We start from the raw sequence: 26,460 nt of genomic DNA on the forward strand, positions 1-26,460 counted from the left end.
GCTAGCGGGATTTTGGTTACCATGTGGGGGTGAGCATCACCAAGCCGGACGCGGTGTTCGGCCGCACTCACGAGTGGGACGACCTCACTCGTTTCGCGACCGACCCCACGCCGGGGCTCCAGATCGGCGTGGTACGGGGCCGGCGCCGCCACGGGAAGTCCTTCCTGCTGGAGCATCTGTGCGAAGCGGTCGGCGGCCTCTACACGCTGGCCCTCAGGCAGAGCAGGACGATGGCTCTGGCCCGGTTCACCGAATCCCTCGCGCAGACCGTCGGGTACCGCCTCGGTGTCTTCTCCGACTGGGTGCAGGCGCTCGACACGGCGGTGGAGGTGCTCTCACGCGGAGCCCGGGACGGCCCCCCGCTACTGGTGCTGGACGAGTTCCCCTACCTGGTGGACCACTCTCCCGAGTTGCCGTCCGCGATCCAGGCGCTGTACGACCGGCGCGGCCCGCGCAAGGGGCACCCCCCGGCCAAGCTCATCCTGTGCGGCTCGGCCATCTCCGTGATGTCCACGCTCCTCGCCGGGGACCAGGCTCTACGGGGACGTGCGGTGCTGGATCTGCGGATCGGTCCGTTCGGCTTCCGGGACGCGGCTGACTACTGGGAGGCGGAGCCCGGAACCGCCTTCCTGGTGGACGCCGTGCTGGGCGGGGCTCCGGGCTACCGCGACATCGTGGGCGATGCTCCCGGAACGGGGGCGGAGGCGTTCTTCCGCTGGCTGGAGCGGACCGTGCTCAACCCGTCGCACATCCTGTTCACCGAGCCGGACTACCTGCTCGCCGAGGATCCCCGCATCGGGGACCGCGCCATCTATCACGCGATCTGGCAGGCGGTCTCCGGCGGCGCCTCGTCCCCGACGCAGATCGGGGGGCTGGTGGGGATGGATGCCAAGGCCCTGACGTACCACCTGAACATCATGAGAGATGCCGCCTTCATCTCCTACGGCCAGGACCTCCTCCTGCAACGCCGGCCGGTCATCACCGTCGCCGACCCCGCGGTCCGCTTCCACAACCTCATCGTCCAGCCCAACCTGATCGACCTGGAGCTGCGCCACGCGCGCCCCGCGTGGGAGCGGTCCAGGAAAACGTTCTCGGACAAGATCCTCGGGCCGCACTTCGAGGAGATCGCGCGCTCCTGGGTTCGGCGGCACGGCGCCGAGGCGGGGCTGGACGACGTCGGCCAAGTGGGCACGACCGAGGTGGCCTGCCGCGAGCACCGCGGCCACGAGGTGGACGTCATCGCGCTCAGCCGCTCAGCCATGGCACGCGCGCGAGGAGGCCGGATCACGGTGCTCGGCGAGGCCAAGTGCACGGCCAAGCAGCGCACACTCGGAGATCTCCTGCGGCTGGAGCACATCCGCGACCTCCTGACCGCGGCCGGCTGGAACGCCGCGGAGACGCGGTTCGTGCTGTTCTCACGCAACGGCTTCTCGCCCGACCTGCGCGGGGCCGCCGCCTCGGAACGGGTCCATCTGCTCGACCTGGACAGCCTGTACGGGGACGCATCAGTAAGAGCCTGCTGACGAAGGTTTGAGTGCTCGTGGGGTGCGGTGACGGATCAGCCAGGCGAGGATTCGTGTTGCATCGCCGCTCGGCCGTACGCGGGCAAAAGCGGTTGAGGCGCGGGCGGGGGGTTGAGAGGCTGCGTGGATGGGACGCTCGTTCGATGATCTGGTGGCCGAGGCGGAGGCGGTGCCGGTCGACGGCTGGGACTTCTCCTGGCTCGACGGCCGCGCGAGTGAGGAGCGCCCCTCCTGGGGCTACTCGCGGCTGCTCGCCGAGCGCATGGCGCGGGCGACGGCGGCGCTCGACATCCAGACGGGCGGTGGCGAGATCCTGGCGGGACTGCCCGTGCTGCCGCCCGTGACTGTCGCCACCGAGTCCTGGCCGCCGAACCTCCGGCTGGCCGCCGCCCGGCTGCGCGAGCGGGGCGCCGCGGTGGTGGCCGACGACGAGGAGCCGCGCCTGCCGTTCCGAACCGGTGTCTTCGACCTGGTGACGAGCCGCCATCCGGTGCGGACGTGGTGGGCGGAGATCGCCCGCGTGCTGCGGCCCGGCGGCGCGTACTTCTCGCAGCAGGTGGGCCCGCGCACCGTGTTCGAGCTGGCCGAGTTCTTCCTCGGCCCCCTGGACGGCTCGGGCCGCGACCCGGAACGGGCCAGGGCGGAGGCCGAGGCGGCCGGGCTCACCGTTGTCGATCTCAGGGCCGAGCGGCTGCGGATGGAGTTCCGGGACGTCGGCGCGGTGGTCTACTTCCTGCGCAAGGTGATCTGGATCGTGCCCGGCTTCACGGTCGCCCGCCACCGCTCGCGGCTGCGCGACCTGCACGAGCGCATCGAGGCCGAGGGGCCGTTCGTGGCCCACTCCAGCAGGTTCCTCATCGAGGCTCGTAGAGCCGTCGCTCCTGGGTGAGGGTGCGGGGGCCGCCGCCGAGGGCGTCCACGCAGAGCTGGGCGAACCAGGCGACGCCCGGCAGCCCGAGCAGCCATCCGGCCAGCGCCCAGCCCAGGTGGATGTGGGTGAGCGCCGACGCGAGCGCTCGCACCCCCTCCGCCGTGACGCCGTCGGCCCGCTCGTAGGTGATCCGGCGCAGCCCGCGCGGATGGTCCTCGGCGGCGGCGACCGCCAGCGCGACGGGCGTCCGGCGGGCGAGCCACCGACCGACCGGCGCGCACTGCCCGCAGGTCGCGGCCACGTGGACGACCGCCGCCGGCGGCGCGGCCGGCCGGAAGCGGGGCAGCCACGGCCGGACCGCCCGGCGGTACGCCCGCCACTCCTCGCCGAACCGCGCGTCGAGCTGCTCGCCCTCGTGCCAGGCGGCCAGCCCCGCGCCGTACGCGAACGCGATCGCCGCCGCGCCGAGGAAGGCCACGTCGAGGGTGGCCAGCAGCAGGTAGCCGCCGGTCATGGCGGTCTGCATCGGGTTGCGCACGTACGCGTACGGCCCGCCGGTCACCAGCCGCCGCGGCGGATCGTACGGCAGTGGCGTGCCCCGGCCGGAGACCGCGAACTCGCGCACGGCGGCCAGCCCCAGCAGCCCCGGCACCGCCATGGCCTGGGCCAGCAGGCCGAGCGCCCAGGCGGGCTGCCGCCACGCCCCCGTCACCAGCAGCGGCAGCACCACCCCGAGCCCGCCCGCGAGCACCACCTGGGCCGCCGCCCGGGCCCGCAGCCGGCGGCCCGTCCACGTCCAGCGGGCCACCAGCAGCCCCGGCACCAGCGCGCAGGCGACCGCGGCCGACTCCCCCAGCAGCCAGTCCGGCCCGAGCACCAGCACCGGCCCGGCCATGGGCATCAGCGCCAGGTCGAGCCAGGCCAGAACGGCGGCGGTGAGCGGCACGGGCGCCCCGGGCACCGCCAGGGCCGGCGCCGCGCCCCACAGCAGCGCCCACCCGAGCAGCAGGTCGACCGGCACGCCCAGCGCCACGGCGCCCTCCGCGTGGAAGCTCCACCAGCCGAGGTGGAGGGCCAGCGCGTTGACGCCGCTCAGCGCGAGCACGTTCCAGCCGGTGGCGAGGAGCGCGCCGGCGATCCGCGGCTCCTCGGGGCGCCGCACGGCGACGACGGCCGCCACGGCCAGGACCGGGCCCATGAGCGCGACCGCCCTGATCAGCGCGGCGCTCATCGCGTGAACGTCTCGGCCAGGTAGCCGGCCGCCTCGCCCAGTCCGTATCGCTGGAGGGGACCAAAGTACCAGGCCGGGTCGAAGGTCCGCCGGTAGCGCAGCGACACGGTCAGGTCCGAGCGCGTCCACGCGAACCGGGCCTCCTCCAGCTCCAGCCACCGCGCCAGCGTGCTGTCCGCCACCACGTCGAACACCACCACGCCGGCGGCCCGCTCCTTGACCCGCAGCGTCATCGAGCGCGGCTCCAGGGCGGCGCCGATGCCGAGCGACCGGCGCGGCGTGAAGGTGACCCGCCGCGTCGCGCCCACCTGGAGCCCTTGCCCCTCGGCCGTGAGCGGGCGGGGGAAGCCGAGGCGCAGGAACGCCGGCTCCACCCCCGGGAACACCGGCGCCGCCGCCAGCGCCGCCTCCACGTCCGCGCCGCCGGTGGCGCGGGTGGCGCTGACCACGTTCTCCCTGGGCAGCGAGGTGGCCCCCGTGGCGCCCTCGCTGACCACGGCCAGCAGCAACGGCGCCACCAGCAGGTTCACCCCGGTGCCCCGCCGGCCGCCCCAGTCGACGAGCAGCCCGACGATGAGCCCGACCAGGTAGAACAGCGGCGCGGCGAACACCAGGCAGACGATCCCCTCTCCCAGTAACGGCCCGGAGACGGCCAGCCCGATGGTGATCACCGCCATGATCAGGCCGGTCGCGCTCTTCGGCCGGGCCGCGAGCGCCACCGTGATCGCGATGACGGCGGGGATGCCCACGTAGAACACCGCCGTCTGCTCCAGGTGGCCCGCGTGCAGCACCCGGTAGGCGAGGAACGCGGCGAACAGGGCCGCGAGCACGCCGGCCAGCACGCGTCGCGACCTGCGCTGATGAACGGGATTCGGCTCGGCGGACATCGGCCACTCCTTGAGCGATCGGTTTAATCAAGTGATTAAACCGTATGATGAGCCCGACGGAACGTGCAAGAGGGAAGGCGCATGACGAAGCAGGCAGGGGCGGAGACGCGGGAGCGGCTCATCGAGGCCGCCGCGGAGACGCTGCGTACGGAGGGCTACGCCGGCACCAGCGCCCGCACCATCGCCAAGGCCGCGGGCGTCAACTCGGCGCTGGTCTTCTACCACTTCGGCGGCGTGGACCCGCTGCTGCTCGCGGCGCTCGACAGGTCCTCCCAGCAGCGGATGGCCGCCTACGAGGCCGCCGTGGCCGGCGTCCGCACGCTGGAGGAGCTCGTGGCGGTCGCCACCGAGATCTACCGGGCCGACCTGGAGGGCGGCCACATCACGCTGTTCTCGGAGCTGGTGGGGGCCAGCATCGCCCGGCCCGAGCTACGCGAGGAGATCGTCAGGCGGTCGGAGCCGTGGATCGCGTTCGTCGAGCGCAGCCTGGAGCGGGTCATCGGCGGCTCCCCGCTGGCCAAGCTGCTGCCGCCGCGCGACCTGGCGTACGCGTCGATCACGTTCTACCTGGGCGTCAACCTCTTCACCCACCTCGACGCCGACCGGTCGCGCACCGAGGCGCTGTTCGCGCTGGCCGAGCGGGTGGCGCCGCGCGCCAAGCTGCTCACCGTGCGCCTCCCCCGCCGCCGCGGCGGCGCGAAGGACGAGACCGGGACCGGGGGGACATAAGTGTCACTGGCCGCATCCGGGACGCCACGTTAGGTTGCCGGTAGAGCGGCGCCGTGGGGGCGCCGCCGACAGTGGGGGGACGAGAATGCCGCAGCCCACCCGATTCCATGCCTGGCCGGCGCACCGCGCTCCGCACGCCGCGGACCGGGTCGCGCCCCGCGCCCTCGCCTTCTTCGCCGCCCCCGCCCGCTGAGCGTGCAGGCGGCCGCTCTGCTCGCGACCGGACTCGCCGCCGGTCTGCTCGCGGGCACCGCATCGTGTACGGCGGTCCAGGGCGGGCTCCTCGTGGGCCTGACGGACCGCCGTCCCTCGGGGCCGGAGCCCGACCGGCCCGTCGCGGCGCGGATGGTGATCGGGTGGTTCCTGCTGGGGCGGTTCGCCGCCCACACCGCTCTCGGCGCCCTGCTCGGGTGGCTGGGCGCGGCCGTGCAGCCGCCGCCGGCCGTCCGGGCCGCGCTGCTCGTGGCCGCGGGCGCAGCCGTCGTCGTGTTCGCCGTACGACTGCTGCGCGGCCCCCGGCACGCGTGCGACCGCGCGCCGCGCCGGCTCGGGCGGGCGCCGGACCGGCTCGGGCGGGCGCATCCGCTGGCGCTGGCCGGGTCGCTCGGCGCGGCGACCGTGCTGGTGCCGTGCGGTGTGACGCTCGGCGTGGAGATGGTCGCGGTCACCGGTGCCTCGGCGGCCGGCGGGGCGGCGGTGATGGCCGGGTTCGTGGCGGGCAGCGCCCCCGCGTTCGCGCTGCTCGGGTACGTCCTGCGGCGCGTCTCGCACACCCGCGTGGCCCGCCTCGCCGGGGTGGTGGCGCTGGCCGCCGGGCTGTGGACGGCCGGGTCGGGGCTCAACCTGGGCGGCTGGCTGCCCGGCGCCACGACTCCGGCCGGCGCCGTCACCGGCGAGGAGGCGCCCGGCACGGGCCCCGTCACGGTGTGGGCCACGCGCGACGGCTTCCGTCCCGGGCTCGTGAGGGCCCGGGCGGGCGTACCCGTGGAGATCGTGTTCAGGCTCGCCGACCCCGGCGGCTGCACCCGTACCGTCACCATCGAGGGCCGTGACGTGCCTCTCCCGGCGACCGTGCGGCTGCCTCCGCGACCACCCGGAACCCTGCGCTACGTCTGCGCGATGGGGATGTACACAGGCTTCATCAACTTCTCCTAGTGCTCTCGGCGATTACACTCCGCACCGGCTCGATCACGTGCCACCCTGTGCGCATGGCGTGGTGGCAAGGTGAGGTGGCGGCACCGGCCGTTCCGGCGCCCCGGGTCGGCGACGAGCCCGAGCTGCTCCAGGCCGCGCAGGCGGGCGACCCGCAGGCCGCGCACCGGCTCGGCCGGCTCTGCGCCCAGCGCGGCGACCGCTCGGCGGCCCGGCACTGGTGGGAGCGGGCCGCGGTGGCCGGCAACGTCGACAGCGCCTACAACCTGGGGATCTGGCACGAGAAGCACGGCAGCCTGGAGGAGGCCGTGTCCTGGTACGAGCGGGCGGCGGGCCGGGGCGACGTCGAGGCCGCGGTCAACCTGGCCACCCTGCTGCTGGAGCAGCGCGGCGACCCGGACGCCGCCCGCGGCTGGTTCGAGCGGGCGGCCCGCTCCGGCTCCCGCGCCGCGGCTCGCCGGCTGGCGCTGATCTGCGAGGACGCGGGCGAGCTGCCCGCCGCCCGGCAGTGGCACCGCAGGGCGGCCGGCGAGGGCGACCACGCCTCCGCGCACGACCTGGGCTTCCTCGCCTACGCCTGCGGCGACGAGGCCGAGACGGCCCGCTGGTGGGAGCACGCCACCCGGGGCGGCCACGCCGACTCCGCCTACCACCTCGGGCTGCTCCTCCAGGCCGGCCGCGACCCGGAGAGCGCCGAGGCGTACTACCGGCTGGCCGCCACCAGCGACCACCCGGGCGCGGCCTCGCAGCTCGGCGGCATCGCGCTGTCGCGCGGCGACCTGCGCACCGCCCGCGCCTGGTACGAGCGGGCCGCCAACGCGGGGCGGCTGGGCGACCAGCGCATGGCCGGGTTCGTGTGCGTGGAGCTCGGCGACCCGGCGGGGGCCAGCCACTGGTTCGGCCGGGCGGCGGCCGCGGGCGACCCCGGCTCGGCGTTCGGCTTCGGGCTGCTGCTCATCGCCGAGTACGGCGACCTGGCCGCCGGGCGGCACTGGTTCCGGGTGGCGGCGCTGGCCGGGCACCACCACGCGGCCGTGGAGCTGGGCGGGCTGCTGTCGGCCGCCGGGGAGTTCGCCGAGGCGGAGCGCTGGCTGTCCCACCCGCCGCCGCCCGGCTGGGACCGGGTGACCGAGCCGGAGCTGGCGGCGCGGGCCGAGCTGGCCGCCGCCGCGACCGGCCGCCGGGGCGGCGTGGCGCTGGCCGTACACGAGTTGTCGGAGCTGCTCGGCACGTGGGACCTCGTGACCAGGCCGCTGCGCGACCACACCGACGTCGTGCGGTGGCTGGTCGAGCGCAGCGGCCTGCACGCGAGCGCGATCGAGCACTTCGCGTCGGTGCGCGGCACGCTGCTGCGGCCCGGGAGCTCGCCCTGGCCGAGCCAGGGCGAGGTCGAGCACGTGCTGGCCACCGCCCGCGACCTGCGGCGCCGTCTCGGCGTCCGCTGAGCTCCCGGCGCCGCCGCCGGGGGCTCCTCCGGCGGCTTCCTAGGGGGCGAGGACCTCGGTCACCGGCGTGTACGGCAGCCGCAGCGCCTGCGCGACCGGCGCGTTGGTGAGCTTCCCGTCATGCGTGTTGAGGCCCGCCGCCAGGGCCGGGTCCTGGGCCAGGGCGTCGCGCCAGCCGAGGTTGGCCAGCTTCACCGCGTACGGCAGCGTGGCGTTCGTCAGCGCGTACGTGGAGGTGTTGGCCACCGAGCCCGGCATGTTGGCCACGCAGTAGAACACCGAGCCGTGCACCGTGTACGTCGGGTCGGCGTGCGTGGTCGGGCGGGAGTCCTCGAAGCAGCCGCCCTGGTCGATGGCGATGTCCACCAGCACCGAGCCCGGCTTCATGCGCGAGACCAGGTCGTTCGAGACGAGCGTCGGCGCCTTGGCGCCGGGGATGAGGACCGCGCCGATGACCAGGTCGGCCTGCAGCACCTCCTGCTCGATGGCGTACGAGGTGGAGACGAGCGTCTTGAGCCGGCCCTGGTAGATGGCGTCGATCTGGCGCAGGCGGTCGACGTTCGTGTCGAGCACGGTCACGTCGGCGCCCATGCCGACGGCGATCTGCGCGGCGTTCAGGCCGGAGACGCCGCCGCCGATGACGACGATCTTCGCCGGGGCCACGCCCGGCACGCCGCCCGGCAGGACGCCGCGGCCGCCGTTGAAGCGCATGAGGTTGTACGCGCCGACCTGCGGGGCGAGCCGGCCGGCCACCTCCGACATCGGCGCCAGCAGCGGCAGCGCGTTGCCGACCTGCACGGTCTCGTACGCGACGCCGGTGGTCCGCGCCGACAGCAGCGCGTCGGTGCACGGCCGCGACGCCGCCAGGTGCAGGTACGTGAACAGCACCAGGCCCTCACGCAGCCGGTGGTACTCCTCGGCGATCGGCTCCTTGACCTTGAGGACCATGTCGGCCTCGGCCCAGACGTCGTCGGCGCTGTCGAGCATCTTCGCGCCGGCCGCGAGGTACTCCTCGTCCGTGATGTGCGAGCCGAGGCCCGCGCCGCGCTGCACGGTCACCTCGTGGCCGTTGCGCACCAGCTCGTGCACGCCCGCCGGCGTGGCGGCCACCCGGTATTCATGGTTCTTGACCTCGGCAGGCACGCCGATCTTCATCGCGCAATCCTTTCGGGACGTGCTCCGGCACGGCGCGGGGCCGTGCCGGAGAGGGGGGTGTCAGAGGCGAGACCACGCTTCGGTGAGCACCGAGCGGAGGATCGAGCCGATCTCGTCGAACTCCCGCGGCCCCGCGATGAGCGGGGGCGCGAGCTGGATGACCGGGTCGCCCCGGTCGTCGGCGCGGCAGTAGAGGCCCGCGTCGAAGAGTGCCTTGGACAGGAAGCCGCGCAGCAGCCGCTCCGACTCCTCTGCCGTGAACGTCTCCTTGGTGGTCTTGTCCTTGACCAGCTCGATGCCCCAGAAGTAGCCGGAGCCGCGCACGTCGCCGACGATCGGCAGGTCCTTCAGGCCGTCGAGCGTGGCCTGGAACAGCGGCTCGTTCCTGGTGACGTGGCCGAGCAGGTCCTCGCGCTCGAAGATGTCGAGGTTGGCCAGCGCGACGGCCGCGGAGACGGGGTGGCCGCCGAAGGTGTAGCCGTGGGCGAACATGTTGTCGCCGTCCTTGAACGGCTCGAACAGCCGCTCGTGCGCGATCATGGCGCCGATCGGCGAGTAGCCGGAGGTCATGCCCTTGGCGCAGGTGATGATGTCGGGCACGTAGTCGAACTTCTCGCCGCCGAACATCGTGCCGAGGCGGCCGAAGGCGCAGATGACCTCGTCGGAGACGAGCAGCACGTCGTACTCGTCGCAGATCTCGCGCAGGCGCTGCCAGTAGCCGGGAGGCGGCGGGAAGCAGCCGCCGGCGTTCTGCACCGGCTCGGCGAAGACGGCGGCGACCGTGTCCGGGCCCTCCATCTCGATGGCGCGGGCCACGCGATCGGCCGCCCACAGGCCGTACTCCTCGGGCGTCATGCCCTTGACGCCGCTGATCTCGTCGGCGCGGTAGTGGTTGGTGTTGGGCACGCGGACGGAGCCGGGGACCAGCGGCTCGAACATCTGCTTGAACGCCGGGATGCCGGTGATCGACAGGGCGCCCTGCGGGGTGCCGTGGTAGGCGATCTGGCGGCTGATGACCTTGTGCTTGAGCGGCTTGCCGGTGAGCTTGAAGTACTGCTTGGCGAGCTTCCACGCCGTCTCGACGGCCTCGCCGCCGCCGGTGGTGAAGAAGACGCGGTTCAGCTCGCCCGGCGCCAGGGCCGCGAGCCGCTCGGCCAGCTCGACCGCCTTCGGGTGCGCGTAGGACCACAGCGGGAAGAAGGCCAGCTCCTGGGCCTGCTTGGCGGCGGCCTCGGCCAGCTCGCTGCGGCCGTGGCCGGCCTGGACGACGAAGAGCCCGGCGAGCCCGTCGAGGTAGCGCTTGCCGTGGATGTCGTAGATGTACGAGCCCTCGCCCCGGACGATCGTCGGGATCTCGGCCTGCTGATAGGCGCTATGCCTGGTGAAGTGCAACCACAGGTGGTCTTGCGCGGCCTTGTTGATGTCGTTGTCCGGCTGCGTCATGGTTATCTTCCCTTGCCTCTGACCTCCCCACAGTCTGCATGTTCACTTGGGGTTTGCCAAGCGAAAGCGTCGCGACACTCTGCAAGAAAACCGAGATCCGCAGAAGCTCCATGTAACCGCTACGAAATCCGCAGGTAGATTTGCGCGCGGGTCATGCCCGTTTCCCGCGGTGCGGGAGCGTCTGTGATCCAATGAGATGTTGACTACCGAAACGACCCCGGGGGACCGTCCCGTGACTCCTGACCAGATCGAGAACGCCGTCGCCGCGGCGATGCCGCAGGCCGTCGAGGAGCTCCGACGGCTCGCCGCCATCCCGTCCGTCGCCTTCCCCGGGCATCCCGAGGAGCCCGTGTACGCGGCCGCGGCCTACACCGAGGAGCTGCTGCGCTCGGCCGGGCTGCCGCGCGTGCAGCAGATACCCGTCGAGGGCAGCTTCCCCGCCGTGTACGGCGAGGCGCCCGCGCCTCCCGGCGCGCCCACCGTCCTGCTGTACGCCCACTACGACGTGCAGCCCGCCGGCGACCCCGCCGCCTGGCGCACCCCGCCGTTCGAGCCCACGCTCATCGACGGGCAGCTGTACGGCCGGGGCACCGCCGACGACAAGTCCGGCGTCATCTCCCACGTGCTCGCCCTGCGTTCCTTCCAGGGCCGCTTCCCCGTCGGCGTGAAGGTCATCATCGAGGGCCAGGAGGAGTACGCCGGGGAGCGCCTCGAAGCCTTCGTCGACCGCAACCCCGACCTGCTGCGGGCCGACGCCATCGTGGTCGCCGACACCGGCAACCCGCGCGTCGGCGACCCCGCCGTCACCACGTCGCTGCGCGGCATGGCGGCGTTCACCATGGAGGTCCGCACGCTGCGCGAGTCCGTGCACAGCGGCCAGTTCGGCGGCGCCGCTCCCGACGCGCTCGCCGCGCTCATGCGCATGGTCACCTCCCTGCACGACGACAACGGCGACATCCGCGTGCCCGGCCTGCCGCGCGGCACGTTCCTCGGGCAGGGGCCGTCGGAGGAGGAGTTCCGCCGGACGGCCGGGGTGGTCGACGGCGTCTCGCTCGTCGGCTCCGGCTCGCTCGCCGACCGGCTGTGGGCGTCCTACGCCATCACCGTGACCGGCCTCGACGTGCCCACGGTCTCCGGGGCCATCAACGCGGTCCAGCCGATGGCCCGGGCCCGCGTCACCGTCCGCGTCCCCCCGGCCGGCGACCCGAAGACCACGGTCAACGCCGTCGTCGACTTCCTGCGCCAGGTGGCGCCGTGGGGCGCGCAGGTGTCGTTCGGCGACTTCACCGTGGGGTCCGGCTTCCAGGCCGACTCCGGCGGCAAGGCCCGCGCCGCCCTCAACCGGGCCATGGAGCGCGCCTTCGGCCGCCCGCCCCGCGACGTCGGGGCCGGCGGCTCCATCCCGCTGGTCAACACGCTGCTCAAGCAGTTCCCGGCGGCGGAGATCCTGCTTTTCGGGGCGGAGGACGAGGAGGCGGCGGTGCATGCCCCGAACGAGCGGGTGGACCTGGAGGAGCTGCGCCGCGTCGCCACGGCCGAGGCCCTGTTCCTGGAGGAGCTCGGCTCCCCGTCGGCCCTGGGCGTCTGACCCCGGGGTTCCTCGACCGTGGCTTGTGGGGGGCTCCGCGCCTCCCACCTCCCCGCGCCTTGGCCACGGCGTCGTCGTGCGGGACCGTGTCCGCCGGCAGGCGGGCAGCGACCACGCCTCCGTGAGGACGTAGAGCAGAGCGTTCAAACGAGTGGATCACGCGGGCGGTCTCGTACGAGACTGGCGCGCATGAGCGAGGATGCGGGTCTGGTGACGGCGGCGGCGCTGGGCGAGACCGAAACGGTGCGGCGGCTGCTCCAGGGCGGCGCGCTCCCGGGCGAGCCCGACGAGAACGGCAGCACCGCCCTCTACCGGGCCGCCGTGCAGGGCCACGCGGAGATCGTACGCGTGCTGCTGGAAGCCGGCGCCGACCCCGGCCGCGAGGGTGGGGACGACCACGAAGGGCTGCCGCTGTGTGCCGCCGCGGCCTGGGGGCACCTCGACGTCGTCGAGGCCCTGCTCGACGCCGGGGCCGACCCCGACCGGCGGGAGGACGTCGATCGAACCGGGATGACGGCGCTGCACTGGGCCGCCGCGAACGAGCACCTCGCTGTCGTGCGCGCCCTCCTCGTCAGGGGCGCCACACCTGATCTGGGCGACTCGGCCGGCCGCACCGCGCTGTCCCACGCCGCCGGACACGGCTCGACGGCCGTGGTCAGGGCGCTGCTCGACCACGGGGCGAGCCCCGCCCACCGCGACGGCCAGGGCCGGACCCCGGCCGACCACGCCCGCCCGTACGCCGGGCGCGACATCGAGGCGGAGCTCCTGGCGCAGGCCGGGGCGGGACCGGGACGCCGCGTCACGGTCCGCCACGAGCGGTCGGAGGGCGGCGACGTGCGGATCGTGGCGGAGGTACGCGACGAGACGGGCGCGCTCCGCTCCGAACGCCGGCTCGGCACCGGCCACACCGAGATCCTCCACCTGCTGGAGCCCCGAACGGCCCCCGCCGACGAGTGAGCGCCGACCTTGTCGGGCCGGCGGGCCCACCAGCGCCCGGTCAGTCGAGCGTCGATCACACCGTGCGGCTCGACCGAGCCCCGTCGAGCCCCCAAGAGATGATCTTGTTGGGGGTGATCTTGATGATCTCCCGTGAGAAGTACGGGACCGGCGGCTCGTGATCGGTCAGGGCCACCGCCGAGCCCCGGATCTCGATGCCGCGCACTACCCACGGGTCCACCGAGGCCAGGTCGTCCACGACGAGAGACACGGTGCTGCCCTGCTGGACGTTCCTGAACTTCTTCGACACCCCCAGCGCGTGCCCGCCTATGGTGATCGTGCCCGAGGCGGCGTCCACGAAGAACCCCACGGGATTGTTCTGAACGTGACCCGCAGGAGAGACGGTGGCCAGGCGGGCAAGATGCTGTCCGGCCAGATAGTCGAGTTCCGCCTGTGTGAAGATCATGCGGCCAAGTATGAAACCTTGACACCGACGTCAGTCAATGCACCGGATGCGCGGTCAGAGGGTGGCGGGGTACGTTGCCGCACATGGCAGACAACCGTGTTGACCCTCCGCTGGCCGCCGATGAGCGGGTCACTTTGAGCACGTTCCTCGACTGGCAGCGTGACACCCTGACCCTCAAGTGCGAGGGCCTGACCGATGAGCAGTTGCGGCTGCCGGCCGTGGAGCCGTCCGGCATGTCGCTGCTCGGGCTGGTACGGCACCTGGCGCACGTGGAGCGGGCGTGGTTCCGGCACGTGCTCTGCGACGAGGACGTGCCGCTCCTGTGGGGCAAGGAGACCAACCGGGACGCCGACTTCGAGAACGTGGACGACACGTCCGCCGAGGAGGCGTTCGCGATCTGGCGGGCCGAGGTCGAGCACGCGCGGGAGGTGTCGGCCGGGCTGCCCCTCGACGCCCTGGGCAAGCGGCTTCGCCACGGCGAGAGGTTCTCCCACCGCTGGATCCTCGTGCACATGATCGAGGAGTACGCCCGCCACAACGGCCACGCCGACCTGCTGCGCGAGCGGATCGACGGCACCACCGGGGAGTGAGGGACGGGTCGATCGGTGGTGGCCGTGACACTGGGCGAACTACGCCGTGACACTGGGCGGACTACACGGCGCGGAAAACGTGCGGCTCGTCGGCTGGTTCTTCTGAGCCCCCCGCCAGGCCGGACCCCGCCCGGCGGGATTCGGCCCGGCTGATCAGGCGCCTGCCCAGCCGCTGCGCCGGCAGCTCCACCCACCGCCAGGTCAGCGCGCACAGGCCGAGCAGCGCCGCGTACACCCCCGCCAGCAGCGTCATGCGCGCTGCCGGCGGCACGGCCGGCGGGTCCGGCAGGAAGAACTCCACGCTCTCCAGCAGCAGCGGGTGCAGCAGGTAGATCGAGTAGGACACCAGGCCCAGCCAGGTCAGCCATGACGGCATCGTGCGGTGGCGCAGTGCCGTCCCGGCGGCGAAGGTGAGCCAGGCCGCCGCGATCGCCACCTGCGTCCCGAGCTCGGCGCGCGCCAGCCACAGTCCCGCCAGCGGTATCAGAGCCACCCAGGCGATGTGCCGGCGGCCGAGCCCCCGCGTCTCGACGCGATACAGCGCGGTGCCGGCGAACATGGTCGCCAGGATGAACAGCCCTTGCCACGGCCCGGGGTAGCTCTGGTTGACCGCCAGCAGCAGGAGGATCGTGCCGGCGATGACCACCGCGCCCACCTGCCGTACCCGCCTGCCGCCGGACAACGTCGCGGCCAGGCCGGCGGCCAGCACGGCGGTCACCACGACCACGACGGTGAGCATCCGGCCGGCCCCACCGGCCGACAGGAGCGCCACCGGCAGCAGCCCGGCACCCAGCACCGCGGCCGCCGCGAACGCGAGCGCGGCCGCGGTGCTGCGCCGGTGTACGCCCAGGCTGAACATCGCCGTCAGCAGCAGGTAGAAGGCCATCTCGTAGGACAGTGTCCACAGCACATTGGCCAGGTTCGGCACGTACATCAGGTTCTGCAGCATGCCGGCGTGCGCCAGGGCCAGCGCCACCGGCCGGCTGCCCCACCAGGTGTGCAAGCTGTCCCAGCCGGCCGCCGCCAGCAGCATCATGCCGGCCACGCACACGGCGAACAGCGGCCACAGCCGGAAGAACCGCGAGATCCAGAAGGCCCGCACACTACCCCGGCGCTCCAGCGACGCCGGCACGATGTAGCCACTCACCAGGAAGAACACCAGAACGCCGTACCAGCCGGGATCGAAGACGGCCTTGATCGGCGTCCGCGCCTCCGGCCACAGCGGTTCGAGCGCGTGCTCGAAGACCACCACGATCGCGGCCAGCCCGCGCAGCGCGTCCAACCAGGCCAGACGCCGGGTGTGCGGCGAAGCTGAGGCGGCGGCGGGGGCGGCGGAAAGCATCCGGAGATCATAGTAAGAAACTTCTTTTACAGTTCTTTGATCACCGATTACTGATACTCCAGCTTCAATCGGGGCGTCGCGATGAGTTTCCGGGCCGCGGCGGGTCCAACGAGGACAAGCGTTCAGGAGGAGGGTGACATGGCGACGTTCGCGCTGATCCACGGTGGTGGCGGCAGCGGCCGCGACTGGCGGCTGGTCGTGCCGGAGTTGCGCCGCAGGGGGCACGAGGCGGTGGCGGTGGACCTGCCGGTCGAGGACGAGTCCGCGGGGCTTCGCGACTACGCCGACACGGTCGTGAAAGCGGTCGCCGGCTGCTCCGATCTGGTGGTGGTCGGCCATTCCTGGGGCGGGTTCGTCGCGCCCCTGGTCTGCGACCGGGTGCACGCGGACCTGTTGGTGCTGGTGACGGCCATGATCCCGGCTCCGGGCGAGCGGCCGGCCGACTGGTGGCACAACACCGGCTGGCGGCAGGGGGACTGGGAGGGCGTGGACCTCTTCCTGCAGGACGTCGACCCCGGTCTGGCGGCGGAGATGATGGCCGGCTCCAGGCAGCACGCGGGCACGGCGGACGCGGAGCCGTGGCCGCTGGACAGGTGGCCCGACGTGCCGACGCGGTTCCTGCTGTGCCGCGACGACCGGTTCTTCACGCCCGCGTTCATGCGGGAGGTCGTCCGGGCGCGGCTCGGCGTCACGCCCGACGAGATCCCGGGCGGCCACTGCCCCATGCTCGCCCGTCCGGCCGAGCTCGCGGAGCGGCTGGTCGGTTACCTCGGCTGACCGCCGGGGCCGTCAGCGGATCGGGAGGTCGTACGTGCGGCGGATGCTGCTGCCCAGCTTGCCGATGTCGGCGCCGTACACGTGCAGCGACACCCCCACCTCGCCGCTGGTGTTGCGGACGCGGTGGATGTCGCCGGGCGGCGCGAAGCCGCTGGCGTCGCCGGGAAGGTTGTCGGCGCGGCCGATCTCGACCAGGTGGTCGCCCATGTCGCGGTACAGCGTCTCGTGCTCGATGCCGCTGATCACGCCGAACGCGCACCAGGAGACGTGGTCGTGGACGACGGTCTCGGCGTCGGGCTGCCAGACCACGGCGGTGATGGAGAAGTCCTGCTGGGCGTGCAGGACGTGGGAGACGTAACTGCCGGGCACACCGGCGCGCTCCTCGGGCGTCAGGATGTCGGGGCCGGGCAGGCCGTCGCGCAGCAGCGCCGCGACTTCGTGGGCGGTGCCGCGCAGGAGGAGCCCGCGTGCGGTGATCCGTCCGATGCCGGTGACCAGGTCGCTCAGGCCGGGCCGTTCGGTGATGGCCGTCATTTCCATGGTATCCCCCTAGGGAATGCAGATAATCCGCCTTCCCCTTCTACGGTGCTACAGACAGACCGATAGGTCCAACAGAAGTCTTCTGCGTGACCCATAGATATGATTGATGGATGTTGGACGTCGTACGGCTGCGCGTGCTCGACGCGGTGGCCCGCAAGGGCTCCTTGACGGCGGCGGCCCGGGAGCTGCACTACTCGCAGCCCTCGGTCAGCCACCACCTCGCGCGGCTGGAGGCCGAGACGGGCGCCCGGCTGATCCAGCGCGCCGGCCGGGGCATCCGGCTGACCGAGGCGGGCCGGCTGCTGGCCGCACGGGCGGCCGACATCCTCGCCCGGATCGACGCCACGGCCGAGGAGCTCGCGGCGCACGTCGGCCTCCGTTCCGGCCGGGTACGGCTGGCGGCGTTCCCGTCGGCGCTCGGCACGTTCGTCCCCGAGGCCGCGACGCGCCTCGCCCGCGACCATCCGGGGCTGAAGCTGCACCTGACCGAGACCGAGCCGCCCGAGGCGCTCAGGATGCTGCGCGCCGGGCGCGTCGACGTGGCGGTGGTCTTCCGCTACGACGACACCGCGCCCGAGGAGGCCGGGATCACCATGATCCACCTGCTCGACGACCCCAGCCTGCTGGTCTCCACCGGTGAGCCCGGGGACCTGACCGCGTACGCGGACGCCGACTGGATCGCCGGCTGCGACCGGTGCCGCAGCCATCTGCTCGACATCTGCGCCAAGTCGGGGTTCGAGCCGCGGCTGTCGTTCACCAGCGACGACATCGTGGCCGTCCAGGCGCTCGTCGCGGCGGGCATGGGCGTGACCGTGCTGCCGGGGCTGGCCCTGCGCGCGCACCGCCACCCGGACGTCTCCGTGGCCGAGATCCCCGGCTCGACCAGGCACGTCCACGCCGCCGTGTACGGCGAGCCGCCCCACCCACCCGCCACCGAGGCCCTGCTGGGAGCCCTCCGCGCCAGCCTCTGAGAGTCCCGCCGGTCAGAACTCGAAACAGCGGGCGAAGGCGACGGAGAACGCCAGAACGCCACCGAGGAAGGCCGCCGCGACGACGCAGAGAAGGACCAGGACCGACGCCACCGCCCCAGGCCGGTAGCGGAGGATGAGCGCTCCTCCGAGGAGGCCCGTGCCGGCGACGTACGCGGTCACCACGAGGGGGAAGAGCCCGAAGCTGTCGCATCGGCCGAGGAAGAGTCCCAGTGCCAGGGCGACCAGGCCGAGACCGAGCACGCCCCAGAGCATCGGCGTCCGTCGTCCCACCGGCGCTCCCTCCTCGCCGAGCCGCCCGACCGGCGGCTCACCTGCACGGCCCGGGACGAAAAGGCGTTGACCGCGTACCTACGATGACCATATGCCCGATATTGCGACCCTTGCTGTGTTCTGCACCGCCACCCTGGCCCTGCTCCTGGTGCCGGGTCCCGCGGTCCTGTTCATCGTCACGCGCAGCGTGTCGCAGGGCCGCTCGGCCGGCCTGGTGTCGGTTCTCGGCGTGCACACGGGCTCGCTGGTCCACGTGGCCGCCGCCGCGCTCGGCGTCAGCGCGCTGCTGGCGGCCTCCGCCACGGCGTTCACCGTGGTCAAGTACGCGGGCGTCGCCTACCTGGTCTGGCTCGGCCTGCGCAAGCTGCTGCACCGGGCCAAGGACGGGGAGGACGGGGCGGGCGTCGCGGCCGAGCCGCACAGCCGGCGGCGCATGTTCTGGGAGGGGTTCGTGGTCAACGTGCTGAACCCCAAGACCGCGATCTTCTTCCTGGCGTTCCTGCCCCAGTTCATCGACCGCGACGCGGGGCCGGTCGGGCCGCAGATCCTCGTGCTGGGCACGCTGTGGATCACGCTCGGTCTGCTCAGCGACGGCGCGTACGCGCTGCTGTCGTCGGGGCTGGCGGGCCGGATGAAGCGGTCAGCACGCGCCCGCCGGCGCCTCGACGTCGGCACCGGCCTCGTCTACCTGGGCCTGGCAGCCGTCCTCACCGGCGAGAAGGCCTAACCCGACGAGGCCGCCGCCTCCGCGGTCTCCCGCGCCCACCGGTAGTCGGCCTTGCCCGCCGGCGAGCGCACCATCTCCGCCACGAACGCGTACGTGCGCGGCACCTTGAAGCCCGACAGCCGCTCCCGGCAGTGCGCGTCCAGCTCGGCGGCGGTGACCTCGACGCCGGGGCGCGGCTCGACCACGGCCGCCACCCTGCTCCCCCACCGCTCGTCCGGCACCCCGGTGACCACCGCGTCGAAGACCGCCGGATGCCCCTTGAGCACGGCCTCCACCTCCTCGGGGAACACCTTCTCCCCACCGGTGTTGACGCACTGCGAGCCGCGGCCGAGCACGTTGACCGTGCCGTCGGGGTCCACCGTGGCGAGGTCGCCGGTCAGCAGCCACCGCGTCCCGGCGTCGTCCGTGACGAACGTGCGGGCCGTCTTGTCCGGGTCGTTGTAGTAGCCGAACGCGATCCGCCCCGCCTTGGCCATGGTGCCGAGCTGTCCCGAGCCGGGCTCCACCGGCCGCAGCCGCTCGTCGAGCACCGCGACCCGCGCCGAGGCGTTCGGCCGGTAGCGCAGGCCCTTCTCCGGGGACGAGCCGGGCACGCCGGAGGCGGTGAAGCCGGACTCGGTCGAGCCGAAGTTGTCCAGGATCATGACGTTCGGCAGCAACTCCTGGAGCCGGTCGCGGACGGCGCCGCTGAGGATCGCCGAGGTGGAGCTGATCACGCCGAGCGACGACAGGTCGTGGCCTCCGCGTTCGAGCTCCTCGGCGAGCGGCCTGGCCATCGCGTCGCCGGTGATGTTCATCGTGAACACCCTCTCGCGCTCGACCGCCCGCCACACCCCGGCCGCGTCGAACCTGCGCACGTACACGACGGTCGCGCCCATCCACCAGCCGATGAACGTGGCCATCTGCGCGGCCCCATGCATGAGCGGCGCCGTGGCCATCATCACCAGGGGTCCGGACCCGGCGGCCCCGGCCACGACCTCCTGCGGCGTGGCGCGCGGCTCGCCGTACGGGTTGCCGCCGCCGAAGGCCATGAACATGTCCTCGACCCGCCACATGGCGCCCTTGGGCATGCCGGTCGTTCCGCCGGTGTAGATGATGTAGACGTCCTGCCCGGAGCGCGGCGCGAAGCCCCGCTCGGCCTTGCCGCTCTCCAGCGCCATCCAGTACGGCACGGCGTCGGCGATGACCGAGGGGCCGCCCACGGCGACGAGGTGGCGCAGCAGGGGCGCGTCCTTGACCACGGCCGCGACCCGGGAGTCGAACTCCACGTCGTAGAACAGGGCCCGGATGTCGGAGTCCCGGTACAGGTAGAGCAGCTCGGACTCCACGTACCGGTAGTTGACGTTGATCGGCACGGCCCGGATCTTCAGCACGGCCAGCAGCCCGGCGAGGTACTCGACGCCGTTGTAGAGGTGCAACCCGACGTGCTGGCCGGGTTCGACGCCGCGCTCCAGCAGGAAGTGCGCCAGCCGGTTGGCCTCGGCGTCCAGCTCGGCGTAGGTGCGGCGCTCGTCCCCGCAGACGACGGCCACCCGGTCCCCGACGACGTCGGCGACGCCCTCGAACAGGTCGGCGTGGTTGAACTCCATCAGGGCCGCTCCCGTCCGACGATCCACATCGCGAAGAACTGGGCGCCGCCGCCGTAGGCGTGGCCGAGCGCCAGCCGGGCGCCGTCCACCTGGTGCTCGCCGGCCATGCCGCGCACCTGGAGCGCGGCCTCGGCGAACCTGATCAGCCCGGACGCGCCGATCGGGTTGCTGGACAGCACGCCGCCGGAGGCGTTCCACGGGATGTCGCCGTCGAGGGCGGTGGCGCCGGACTCGGTGAGCTTCCAGCCCTCGCCCTCGGCGGCGAATCCCAGGTTCTCCAGCCACATCGGCTCGTACCAGGAGAACGGCACGTACACCTCGGCCACGTCGATCTGCCGGCGCGGGTCGCCGACGCCGGCCTGCCGGTAGACGTCGGCGGCGCAGTCCTTGCCGCCCTGCGGGTTCACGGTGTCGCGGCCGGCCCGGAAGATCGGCTCCGAGCGCATCGCGGTGCCGTGGATCCAGGCGGGCGTGCCGGTGACCGCGGACTCCGAGGCCAGCACCATCGCGCAGGCGCCGTCGCTGGACGGGCACGTCTCCAGGTAGCGGATCGGCTCCCACAGCATGGGCGTCGACTCCACCATGGCCCGGTCGATGCCGGGGATCTTCAGGTGGGCGTACGGGTTCTTCAGCGCGTTGAGCCGGTCCTTGACCGCGACGAGCGTGCCGATGTGCTCCGGCGCGCCGGTCCTGCGCATGTACTCCCTGATGTGCGGGGCGAAGTAGCCGCCCGCGCCGACCACCAGCGACGCGTTGAACGGCAGGTGCGTCGACAGGGCCCAGGTGGCGTTGGACTCCGACTGCTTCTCGAAGGCCACCACCAGCACCCGGTCGTGGACGCCGCCCTGCACCAGGCTCGCGCCGACCAGCGCGGTGGAGCCGCCGACGCTGCCCGCGGTGTGGACGCGCATCATCGGCTTGCCGGCCGCGCCGAGCGCGTCGGCGAGGTACGCCTCGGGCATCATCACGCCCTCGAACAGGTCGGGCGCCTTGCCGACGACGACGGCGTCGATGTCCTTGAACGTCAGGCCGGCGTCCTCCAGCGCGCGCAGCGCGGCCTCGCGCACCAGCCCGGCGATCGACACGTCCCGGCGCTTGGTCGTGTAGTGCGTCTGGCCGACGCCGATCACGGCACAGCGGTTTCCCATGTCATGCCTCCAGGACCGTGACGAGGTTGTGCTGCAGGCAGGGGCCGCCGGCGGCGTGGCCGACCGTGCGCGACGCGGTGCCGTCGTGGATGCGCCCGGCCGCCTCGCCGATCCTGATGAGGCCGGCGGCCATGACGGGGTTGGCGGCCAGCGGGCCGCCGGACGGGTTGACCACCGTGCCGGCGGGCAGCTCCAGGGCCCGGCGCAGGACGATCTCCTCGTGGGCGAACTGGGTGTGCAGCTCGGCCACCTCGACGGGGCCCTTGCCGACCCCCGCGGCCCGTGCGGCGTCGGCCGCGGAGGCCGACCGGGTGAGGTCGCGCATACCCAGGTAGTGCGGCTCGATGCGATGCGCGATGCCCCTGATGTAGGCGGGACGGGAGCACAGGTCCGCGACGGCGTCGCCGGCCGCGAGCACCACCGCCGCCGCGCCGTCCGTGACGGGCGCGATGTCGCAGGTCCGCAGCGGCTCGACGGCCGTCTCGCCGGGGATCTCCTCCGGCAGGTCCAGCGCGTACGGGTTGTCCCGGCCGGCGGCGCGGCTGCGCCGCACGATCGCGTCCAGCTCGGCTCGGTCCGCATCGACGGCGGCGGCCTGGAGCGCGGCGAAGGACACCTGGTCGAGGCCGAGCGGCGCCAGGTAGTACGGGTCGAGCTGGAGCGTCATGATCGAGCGCAGGTCGCCGAGCGAGGACTTGCCGAAGCCGTACACCAGCGCGGTGTCGACGTCGCCGTGCTGGAGCCGCACCCACGCCTCGTACAGCGCCCAGGCGCCGTCCATCTCGACGTGGCTCTCGGAGATGGGCGGCCAGGCGCCGAGCGCGTCGAGCGCGGAGACGAACGAGAACGGCGCGCCCGCGAGGTAGTCGCAGCTCCCGGAGCAGGTGAAGCCGAACCTCCTGAGCCCGGTCCGCCCCTTCACCTCCTCGATCACCGGCAGGATCAGCTCGGGCTCCGACACGCCGGTGTCGTGGTCGGTGTGCCGGGTCTGGGCGAAGGCGACGATGGCCACGTCTCTCATCGAAACTCCCTCAGCGTGGACACGCCCTTCAGGCGTGGATGGAAAAGCAGAGCCGCGCCACGGGATCGAACGTTTGCACGACATCCAGCTGATGGCGCGGCAGAATATGAGGGGTGACGCAAACCGTGAAGCGGGCCTACAAGTACCGCTTCCACCCGACCCCGGAGCAGATGGAAGAGCTTGCCCGGACGTTCGGCTGCGTCCGCCTCGTCTACAACAAGGCCCTGGAAGAACGCACTCGCGCCTACAGGCTGGAAGGCCGCCGCATCTCCTACGTCGAGTCCTCGGCTGCGCTGACAGCGTGGAAAGGTAGTGGTGACTACGCATTCCTGTCGGACGTGTCCAGCGTCCCCTTGCAGCAGGCGCTGCGCCACTTGCAATCGGCGTTCACGAACTTCTTCGCCGAACGAGCCAAGTATCCAACATTCAAGTCCCGCAAGAAGTCGCGCCTCTCGGCCGAGTACACCCGCAGCGCTTTCCGCTGGCGCCAGGGGCAGTTGACGCTGGCGAAAATGGACGCGCCACTGAACATCGTGTGGTCCCGTCCGCTGCCGAACGGCGCCGAGCCGTCCACGGTTACCGTGTCGAAGGACGCGGCTGGACGCTGGTTCGTGTCCATCCTGGTTGACGAGAACATCACGCCGCTCGTGCCGGTCGAGCAGACGATCGGTGTGGACGCGGGCATCACGACGCTGGTCACTCTCTCGACCGGCGAAAAGATCGCCAATCCCCAACATGCGCGGGCCGACCGCCGGAGGCTGGCCAAGGCACAGCGGGCGCTCTCCCGCAAAGCCATGGGCTCGAACAACCGCGCCGCGGCCCGGCTGCGGGTTGCCCGTATATATGCCCGGATCGCTGACCGACGCCGAGATTTCCTGCACAAACTGTCCACACGGCTCATTCGCGAGAACCAAGTGATCGTCGTGGAAGACCTGGCCATCCGCAACATGGTCAAGAACGGCAAACTGGCTCGCGCCATCTCCGACGCAGCCTGGCGGGACCTGCGGATCATGGTGGAGTACAAGGCGCAGTGGTACGGCCGCGAGGTGATCGTGGTGGACCGCTGGTTCCCATCGTCCAAGCTGTGTTCGGCATGTGGAACCCTGCACGACATGATGCCGCTGAACGTCCGGACTTGGCGGTGCGTCTGCGGCGCAGTCCACGACCGGGACGCCAACGCGGCGAGGAACATCTTGGCCGCCGGGCTGGCGGACAAGGAAAACGCCTGTGGAGCTGATGTGAGACCTCAAGAGGAGTCCTCCTCGGCAGGCAGTCGGCGGTGAATCAGGAATTCCCTCCCTTTACTTCAGGGAGGGAGCCGTCAAGTCAGCTCCGCGTCTTCCTCGCCGGTGGGGGTGAACCACCGGACGTTCGCCATGGACAGCGTCCGCTCGCTCTCCGGGACCCATTCGGCGCGGACCCGCATGCCCTGGCGCACCTCGTGCGCGGGCACGCCGCCGACGAGCGCGATCATGGGGATGTCCGCGCCGTCGAGCAGGATGTACGCCGAGACGAACGGCACCTCGGGGGCCCGCGGGTCGGGCAGGTTGTTGATGGCGAACGTGGTGATGGTGCCGGTGTCGGGCAGCTCGACCCGCTCCTCGATGCGGCTGCCGCACTCGGGGCAGGAGGCGCGGAACGGTACGTACACCTTCTCGCAGGTGGCGCACCGGCCGCCGAGGAAGACGCCGCGCCGGACGCCTTCGAGGAAGACCCGCAGCGCGCCGCCGGCCTGGATGCGGTACTCGGGGCGGACCGGTGAGACGATCCGGGACACCTCCGGTGCGAAGTGGGAGATGTCGGTGATGTGGCCGGTGCGCTCCGGCCGCCAGACCGGCCACACGCGGGTGCCGGGGGTCAGCGCCTTGGGGCTGCCGGCGTCCACGGCGTGGACGAGCGCGGTGTCGGCGCCGTCCAGCCTGATCAGCGCCCAGGCGAACGGCCGGTCGAGCGGGTGCTCGGGCCGGGGCTGCTGGACCCAGGCCGCGGCCGTCACCGTGCCGGCCGGGCCCACCTCGACGTACTCGTCCGCGACGGCGTCGCCGGTCGCCGGGTCGTACTCCAGGGGCGGCACCAGCACCCGGCCCTCGGCGGTCCTGACCCCGACGATCCGGCCGGCGCGCAGCTCCGTGAGGAAGCGCCCGATCACCGGCCCCGTGGTCCGCGTGTACCCGCCGGGGAACTCCAGCACATGCCGGGCGACCAGCGGCTCGCTCGTCTCCACACGCCCTCCGCTCTGTGTTGTCGGATCATGCTCGGATGGCGCCCTCAGATGGCGCGGTCGCGCCCCTCCCAGTACGGCGCGCGGAGCTTGCGCTTCAGCAGCTTGCCGTTGGGCTCGCGGGGCATCTCCTCGATGAAGTCGATCGACCGGGGCCACTTCATCCGGGCCAGCCGCCCCTCCAGCGAGTCGAGGATCTCGGCGGCCAGTTCCGGCCCGGGCGCGGCTCCGGGCGCGGGCTCGATGACGGCCTTGATCTGCTCGCCCCACTCCTCGTCCGGGATGCCGAAGACGGCCACGTCGGCCACCTTGGGGTGGATCATCAGCTCGTTCTCGATCTCGGCCGGGTAGATGTTGGCCCCGCCGGAGATGATCAGGTCGGACTTGCGGTCGCACAGGTAGAGGTAGCCGTCGTCGTCGAGGTAGCCGATGTCGCCGACGGTGAAGTAGTCCTGGAGCCGGCTCTCCTCGGTCTTGGCCGGGTCGCCCTTGTACTCGAAGCGGGCGCCGAGCATCTTCATGTAGATCGTGCCGGGGGTGCCGGTCGGCAGGGGCTGCCCGTCGTCGTCGACGATGAGCAGCTCGCTGATCGGCCACGCCTTGCCGACGGTGCCCGGGTGGGACTTCCAGCCCTCGGGTGTGGCCAGGGTGCCGCCGCCCTCGGTGGCCGCGTAGTACTCGTAGACGCAGTCGCCCCACCACGCGAACATGGCCTGCTTGACCGGGACCGGGCAGGGGGCGGCTGCGTGGATCATCCACTTCAGGGAGGACAGGTCGTAGCGGAGCCGGGTCTCCTCGGGCAGCGCGAGCAGCCGCTTGAAGTGGGTCGGGACCATGTGGGAGTTGGTGATCCGGTGGCGCTCGCAGAGCCGCAGCGTCTCCTCGGCGTCCCACTTGTCCATGTAGACGAGGGTGTGGCCCATGTGCAGGGCCGTGCCGCCGAACTGGGTGACGGCCGTGTGGTAGTTCGGTGAGGTGACCAGGTGCGCGTTCGGCCGGCCCGCCGTGATGCCGAACAGGCCGAGCAGGAACGTCATCATCTCGGCGGCGTCGTCGGGGTCGAGCCCGTTGAGCGGCCGCCGCACGCCCTTCGGCTTGCCGGTGGTGCCCGAGGTGTAGTGCATGGTGAGCCCGGCCGTGCGGCCGGCGGGCAGGGTGTCCGGCTGCCCCGCGATCAGGTCCGTCAGCGGCCGGAAGCCGGGGACGGCCTCCCCCTCGGGCAGGGCGAAGCGGCGCTCGGGCGCGATGGCCTCGGCGCCCCGGACGCCCTCGGCGGCGTAACGGGTGTGCACGAAGAACGCCTTGGCCTCGCTGTCGGCCACGATGTAGGCGATCTCGGGACCGGTCAGGTGCCAGTTGACGGGCGTGTAGTACCAGCCGGCCTGCAGCGCGGCCAGGTAGAGGACCAGCCCGTCGGCGCCGTTGGGCACCAGGCCGCAGATGCCGTCGCCCGGCCGCAGGCCCAGCTCGCGCAGGCCGTGGACGAGGCGGTTGGAGCGGGCGAGCAGGTCGCCCGCGCGGTGCTCCGTGCCGTCGGGGTCGACGGCGGCGATCCAGCCGGGATCCGCCTGCGCCAGCCTCCAGAATCCGAGCGTGCCCATGGGTACTCCTCGTCAGTGGTCGAGGCGCCGGGTGCCCGGAGGATCGCCACAGGACTCCGGCCTGCCAGGCGGAAACGAGAACTTGTTCTCGTTTGCCAGGGCAGCGTAACCCGGCCGGAGAGAGCAGAGCAAGCGCTTGATCGTAGGACGACGCCGGCGGGCGGAGGTCGTCGTCGGACGGGCCGCGCCGGGGTAGGATCACTGCCTACCAAGCGC

25 protein-coding genes are annotated in these 26,460 nt (G+C 72.5%); 12 read left to right on the forward strand and 13 right to left on the reverse strand.

Translation table 11 applies throughout. The features are described from left to right. Positions 1-29: 29 nt before the first annotated feature. Both ACIBG4_RS39830 and ACIBG4_RS39835 read left to right on the forward strand, forming a co-directional pair. Positions 30-1,523, forward strand: coding sequence for an ATP-binding protein (locus tag ACIBG4_RS39830; RefSeq protein WP_397207500.1), 1,494 nt, complete (start codon positions 30-32; stop codon positions 1,521-1,523). A 127-nt stretch (positions 1,524-1,650) separates the two neighbouring features. After that, entirely contained in the window at positions 1,651-2,412 is a 762-nt protein-coding gene (locus ACIBG4_RS39835) for a class I SAM-dependent methyltransferase (protein WP_397207502.1), read from the forward strand. Here the strand turns inward: ACIBG4_RS39835 and ACIBG4_RS39840 are convergent. Continuing rightward, positions 2,378-3,625, reverse strand: a complete 1,248-nt coding sequence (locus ACIBG4_RS39840; RefSeq protein WP_397207504.1) for a methyltransferase family protein — start codon at positions 3,623-3,625, stop codon at positions 2,378-2,380. The two genes, ACIBG4_RS39835 and ACIBG4_RS39840, sit on opposite strands and share 35 nt — an antisense overlap. Further along, positions 3,622-4,512 carry a hypothetical protein gene (locus ACIBG4_RS39845; protein WP_397207506.1) on the reverse strand — a complete coding sequence of 297 codons (891 nt, stop codon included), beginning with the start codon at positions 4,510-4,512 and terminating at the stop codon, positions 3,622-3,624. The genes ACIBG4_RS39840 and ACIBG4_RS39845 overlap by 4 nt, the downstream gene beginning before the upstream one ends. An 81-nt stretch (positions 4,513-4,593) precedes the next feature. Between ACIBG4_RS39845 and ACIBG4_RS39850 the strand changes: the two genes are divergently transcribed. The 3 genes from ACIBG4_RS39850 to ACIBG4_RS39860 all read left to right on the forward strand — a co-directional run bounded on the left by ACIBG4_RS39850 (position 4,594) and on the right by ACIBG4_RS39860 (position 7,838). Then, a complete protein-coding gene (locus ACIBG4_RS39850; RefSeq protein ID WP_397207508.1) occupies positions 4,594-5,241 on the forward strand; it encodes a TetR/AcrR family transcriptional regulator in 648 nt (215 codons plus the stop codon). Between the two features lie 195 nt (positions 5,242-5,436). Further along, positions 5,437-6,396, forward strand: coding sequence for a sulfite exporter TauE/SafE family protein (locus ACIBG4_RS39855; protein ID WP_397207510.1), 960 nt, complete (start codon positions 5,437-5,439; stop codon positions 6,394-6,396). 53 nt (positions 6,397-6,449) lie between these two features. Next, positions 6,450-7,838: a tetratricopeptide repeat protein gene (locus ACIBG4_RS39860; RefSeq protein ID WP_397207512.1), complete on the forward strand. Its 1,389-nt coding sequence runs from the start codon at positions 6,450-6,452 to the stop codon at positions 7,836-7,838. Between the two features lie 39 nt (positions 7,839-7,877). Here the strand turns inward: ACIBG4_RS39860 and ald are convergent, their stop codons facing one another. Both ald and ACIBG4_RS39870 read right to left on the reverse strand, forming a co-directional pair. Continuing rightward, positions 7,878-8,993, reverse strand: coding sequence for an alanine dehydrogenase (ald, locus tag ACIBG4_RS39865; protein WP_397207514.1), 1,116 nt, complete (start codon positions 8,991-8,993; stop codon positions 7,878-7,880). Between the two features lie 60 nt (positions 8,994-9,053). Beyond that, positions 9,054-10,436: an aspartate aminotransferase family protein gene (locus ACIBG4_RS39870; RefSeq protein WP_310715633.1), complete on the reverse strand. Its 1,383-nt coding sequence runs from the start codon at positions 10,434-10,436 to the stop codon at positions 9,054-9,056. Positions 10,437-10,668: 232 nt separating this feature from the next. Here ACIBG4_RS39870 and ACIBG4_RS39875 point away from each other — a divergent pair, with 232 nt between their 5' ends. Then, on the forward strand, positions 10,669-12,024 hold the full coding sequence (locus ACIBG4_RS39875; protein ID WP_310715636.1) for a dipeptidase: 1,356 nt from the start codon (positions 10,669-10,671) through the stop codon (positions 12,022-12,024). A gap of 189 nt (positions 12,025-12,213) precedes the next feature. Beyond that, positions 12,214-12,981, forward strand: a complete 768-nt coding sequence (locus ACIBG4_RS39880) for an ankyrin repeat domain-containing protein (RefSeq protein ID WP_397207517.1) — start codon at positions 12,214-12,216, stop codon at positions 12,979-12,981. Positions 12,982-13,036: 55 nt separating this feature from the next. Here ACIBG4_RS39880 and ACIBG4_RS39885 read toward each other — a convergent pair whose 3' ends face one another. Next, a complete protein-coding gene (locus tag ACIBG4_RS39885) occupies positions 13,037-13,426 on the reverse strand; it encodes a PPOX class F420-dependent oxidoreductase (protein WP_397207519.1) in 390 nt (129 codons plus the stop codon). Between the two features lie 83 nt (positions 13,427-13,509). On the opposite strand from ACIBG4_RS39885, the gene ACIBG4_RS39890 reads away from it, so the two are divergent. After that, positions 13,510-14,016, forward strand: coding sequence for a DinB family protein (locus tag ACIBG4_RS39890; RefSeq protein WP_397207521.1), 507 nt, complete (start codon positions 13,510-13,512; stop codon positions 14,014-14,016). A 61-nt stretch (positions 14,017-14,077) separates the two neighbouring features. Here the strand turns inward: ACIBG4_RS39890 and ACIBG4_RS39895 are convergent, their stop codons facing one another. Further along, positions 14,078-15,358 (reverse strand): acyltransferase family protein, encoded by a 1,281-nt coding sequence (locus ACIBG4_RS39895; RefSeq protein WP_397207523.1) that lies wholly within the window; start codon positions 15,356-15,358, stop codon positions 14,078-14,080. 138 nt (positions 15,359-15,496) lie between these two features. On the opposite strand from ACIBG4_RS39895, the gene ACIBG4_RS39900 reads away from it, so the two are divergent. Further along, positions 15,497-16,135 carry an alpha/beta fold hydrolase gene (locus tag ACIBG4_RS39900; RefSeq protein ID WP_397207525.1) on the forward strand — a complete coding sequence of 213 codons (639 nt, stop codon included), beginning with the start codon at positions 15,497-15,499 and terminating at the stop codon, positions 16,133-16,135. Positions 16,136-16,147: 12 nt separating this feature from the next. Here the strand turns inward: ACIBG4_RS39900 and ACIBG4_RS39905 are convergent, their stop codons facing one another. Then, positions 16,148-16,669, reverse strand: coding sequence for a cysteine dioxygenase (locus ACIBG4_RS39905; protein ID WP_397207527.1), 522 nt, complete (start codon positions 16,667-16,669; stop codon positions 16,148-16,150). A 116-nt stretch (positions 16,670-16,785) separates the two neighbouring features. On the opposite strand from ACIBG4_RS39905, the gene ACIBG4_RS39910 reads away from it, so the two are divergent. Further along, the gene (locus ACIBG4_RS39910) at positions 16,786-17,646 is read left to right on the forward strand and encodes a LysR family transcriptional regulator (protein ID WP_397207529.1); all 861 of its coding nucleotides are present in this window, start codon (positions 16,786-16,788) and stop codon (positions 17,644-17,646) included. A gap of 12 nt (positions 17,647-17,658) precedes the next feature. Here ACIBG4_RS39910 and ACIBG4_RS39915 read toward each other — a convergent pair whose 3' ends face one another. Further along, positions 17,659-17,937: a hypothetical protein gene (locus ACIBG4_RS39915; RefSeq protein ID WP_397207531.1), complete on the reverse strand. Its 279-nt coding sequence runs from the start codon at positions 17,935-17,937 to the stop codon at positions 17,659-17,661. Positions 17,938-18,028: 91 nt separating this feature from the next. On the opposite strand from ACIBG4_RS39915, the gene ACIBG4_RS39920 reads away from it, so the two are divergent. Further along, complete coding sequence (locus tag ACIBG4_RS39920) at positions 18,029-18,664, forward strand: LysE family translocator (RefSeq protein WP_397207533.1); 636 nt, start codon at positions 18,029-18,031, stop codon at positions 18,662-18,664. On the opposite strand, the gene ACIBG4_RS39925 is transcribed toward ACIBG4_RS39920, so the two are convergent. Genes ACIBG4_RS39925 through ACIBG4_RS39935 form a run of 3 tightly spaced genes read right to left on the reverse strand, consistent with a single transcriptional unit; the run spans position 18,661 to position 22,422 of the window. Further along, positions 18,661-20,253 carry an acyl-CoA synthetase gene (locus ACIBG4_RS39925; protein WP_310715657.1) on the reverse strand — a complete coding sequence of 531 codons (1,593 nt, stop codon included), beginning with the start codon at positions 20,251-20,253 and terminating at the stop codon, positions 18,661-18,663. The two genes, ACIBG4_RS39920 and ACIBG4_RS39925, sit on opposite strands and share 4 nt — an antisense overlap. Beyond that, entirely contained in the window at positions 20,253-21,401 is a 1,149-nt protein-coding gene (locus ACIBG4_RS39930; RefSeq protein ID WP_397207535.1) for a thiolase domain-containing protein, read from the reverse strand. Before ACIBG4_RS39930 ends, ACIBG4_RS39925 begins: the two co-directional genes overlap by 1 nt. 1 nt (position 21,402) lies before the next feature. After that, complete coding sequence (locus tag ACIBG4_RS39935; protein ID WP_397207537.1) at positions 21,403-22,422, reverse strand: lipid-transfer protein; 1,020 nt, start codon at positions 22,420-22,422, stop codon at positions 21,403-21,405. A 113-nt stretch (positions 22,423-22,535) separates the two neighbouring features. Between ACIBG4_RS39935 and ACIBG4_RS39940 the strand changes: the two genes are divergently transcribed. Next, positions 22,536-23,705 carry an RNA-guided endonuclease InsQ/TnpB family protein gene (locus ACIBG4_RS39940; protein WP_397207539.1) on the forward strand — a complete coding sequence of 390 codons (1,170 nt, stop codon included), beginning with the start codon at positions 22,536-22,538 and terminating at the stop codon, positions 23,703-23,705. A gap of 38 nt (positions 23,706-23,743) precedes the next feature. Here the strand turns inward: ACIBG4_RS39940 and ACIBG4_RS39945 are convergent, their stop codons facing one another. Next, entirely contained in the window at positions 23,744-24,646 is a 903-nt protein-coding gene (locus ACIBG4_RS39945; RefSeq protein ID WP_397207541.1) for a Zn-ribbon domain-containing OB-fold protein, read from the reverse strand. Between the two features lie 44 nt (positions 24,647-24,690). Beyond that, positions 24,691-26,244, reverse strand: coding sequence for an acyl-CoA synthetase (locus tag ACIBG4_RS39950; protein ID WP_397207543.1), 1,554 nt, complete (start codon positions 26,242-26,244; stop codon positions 24,691-24,693). Positions 26,245-26,460: the final 216 nt, after the last annotated feature.

This window comes from Nonomuraea sp. NPDC050383 (assembly GCF_044459125.1).
GTDB lineage: Bacteria > Actinomycetota > Actinomycetes > Streptosporangiales > Streptosporangiaceae > Nonomuraea.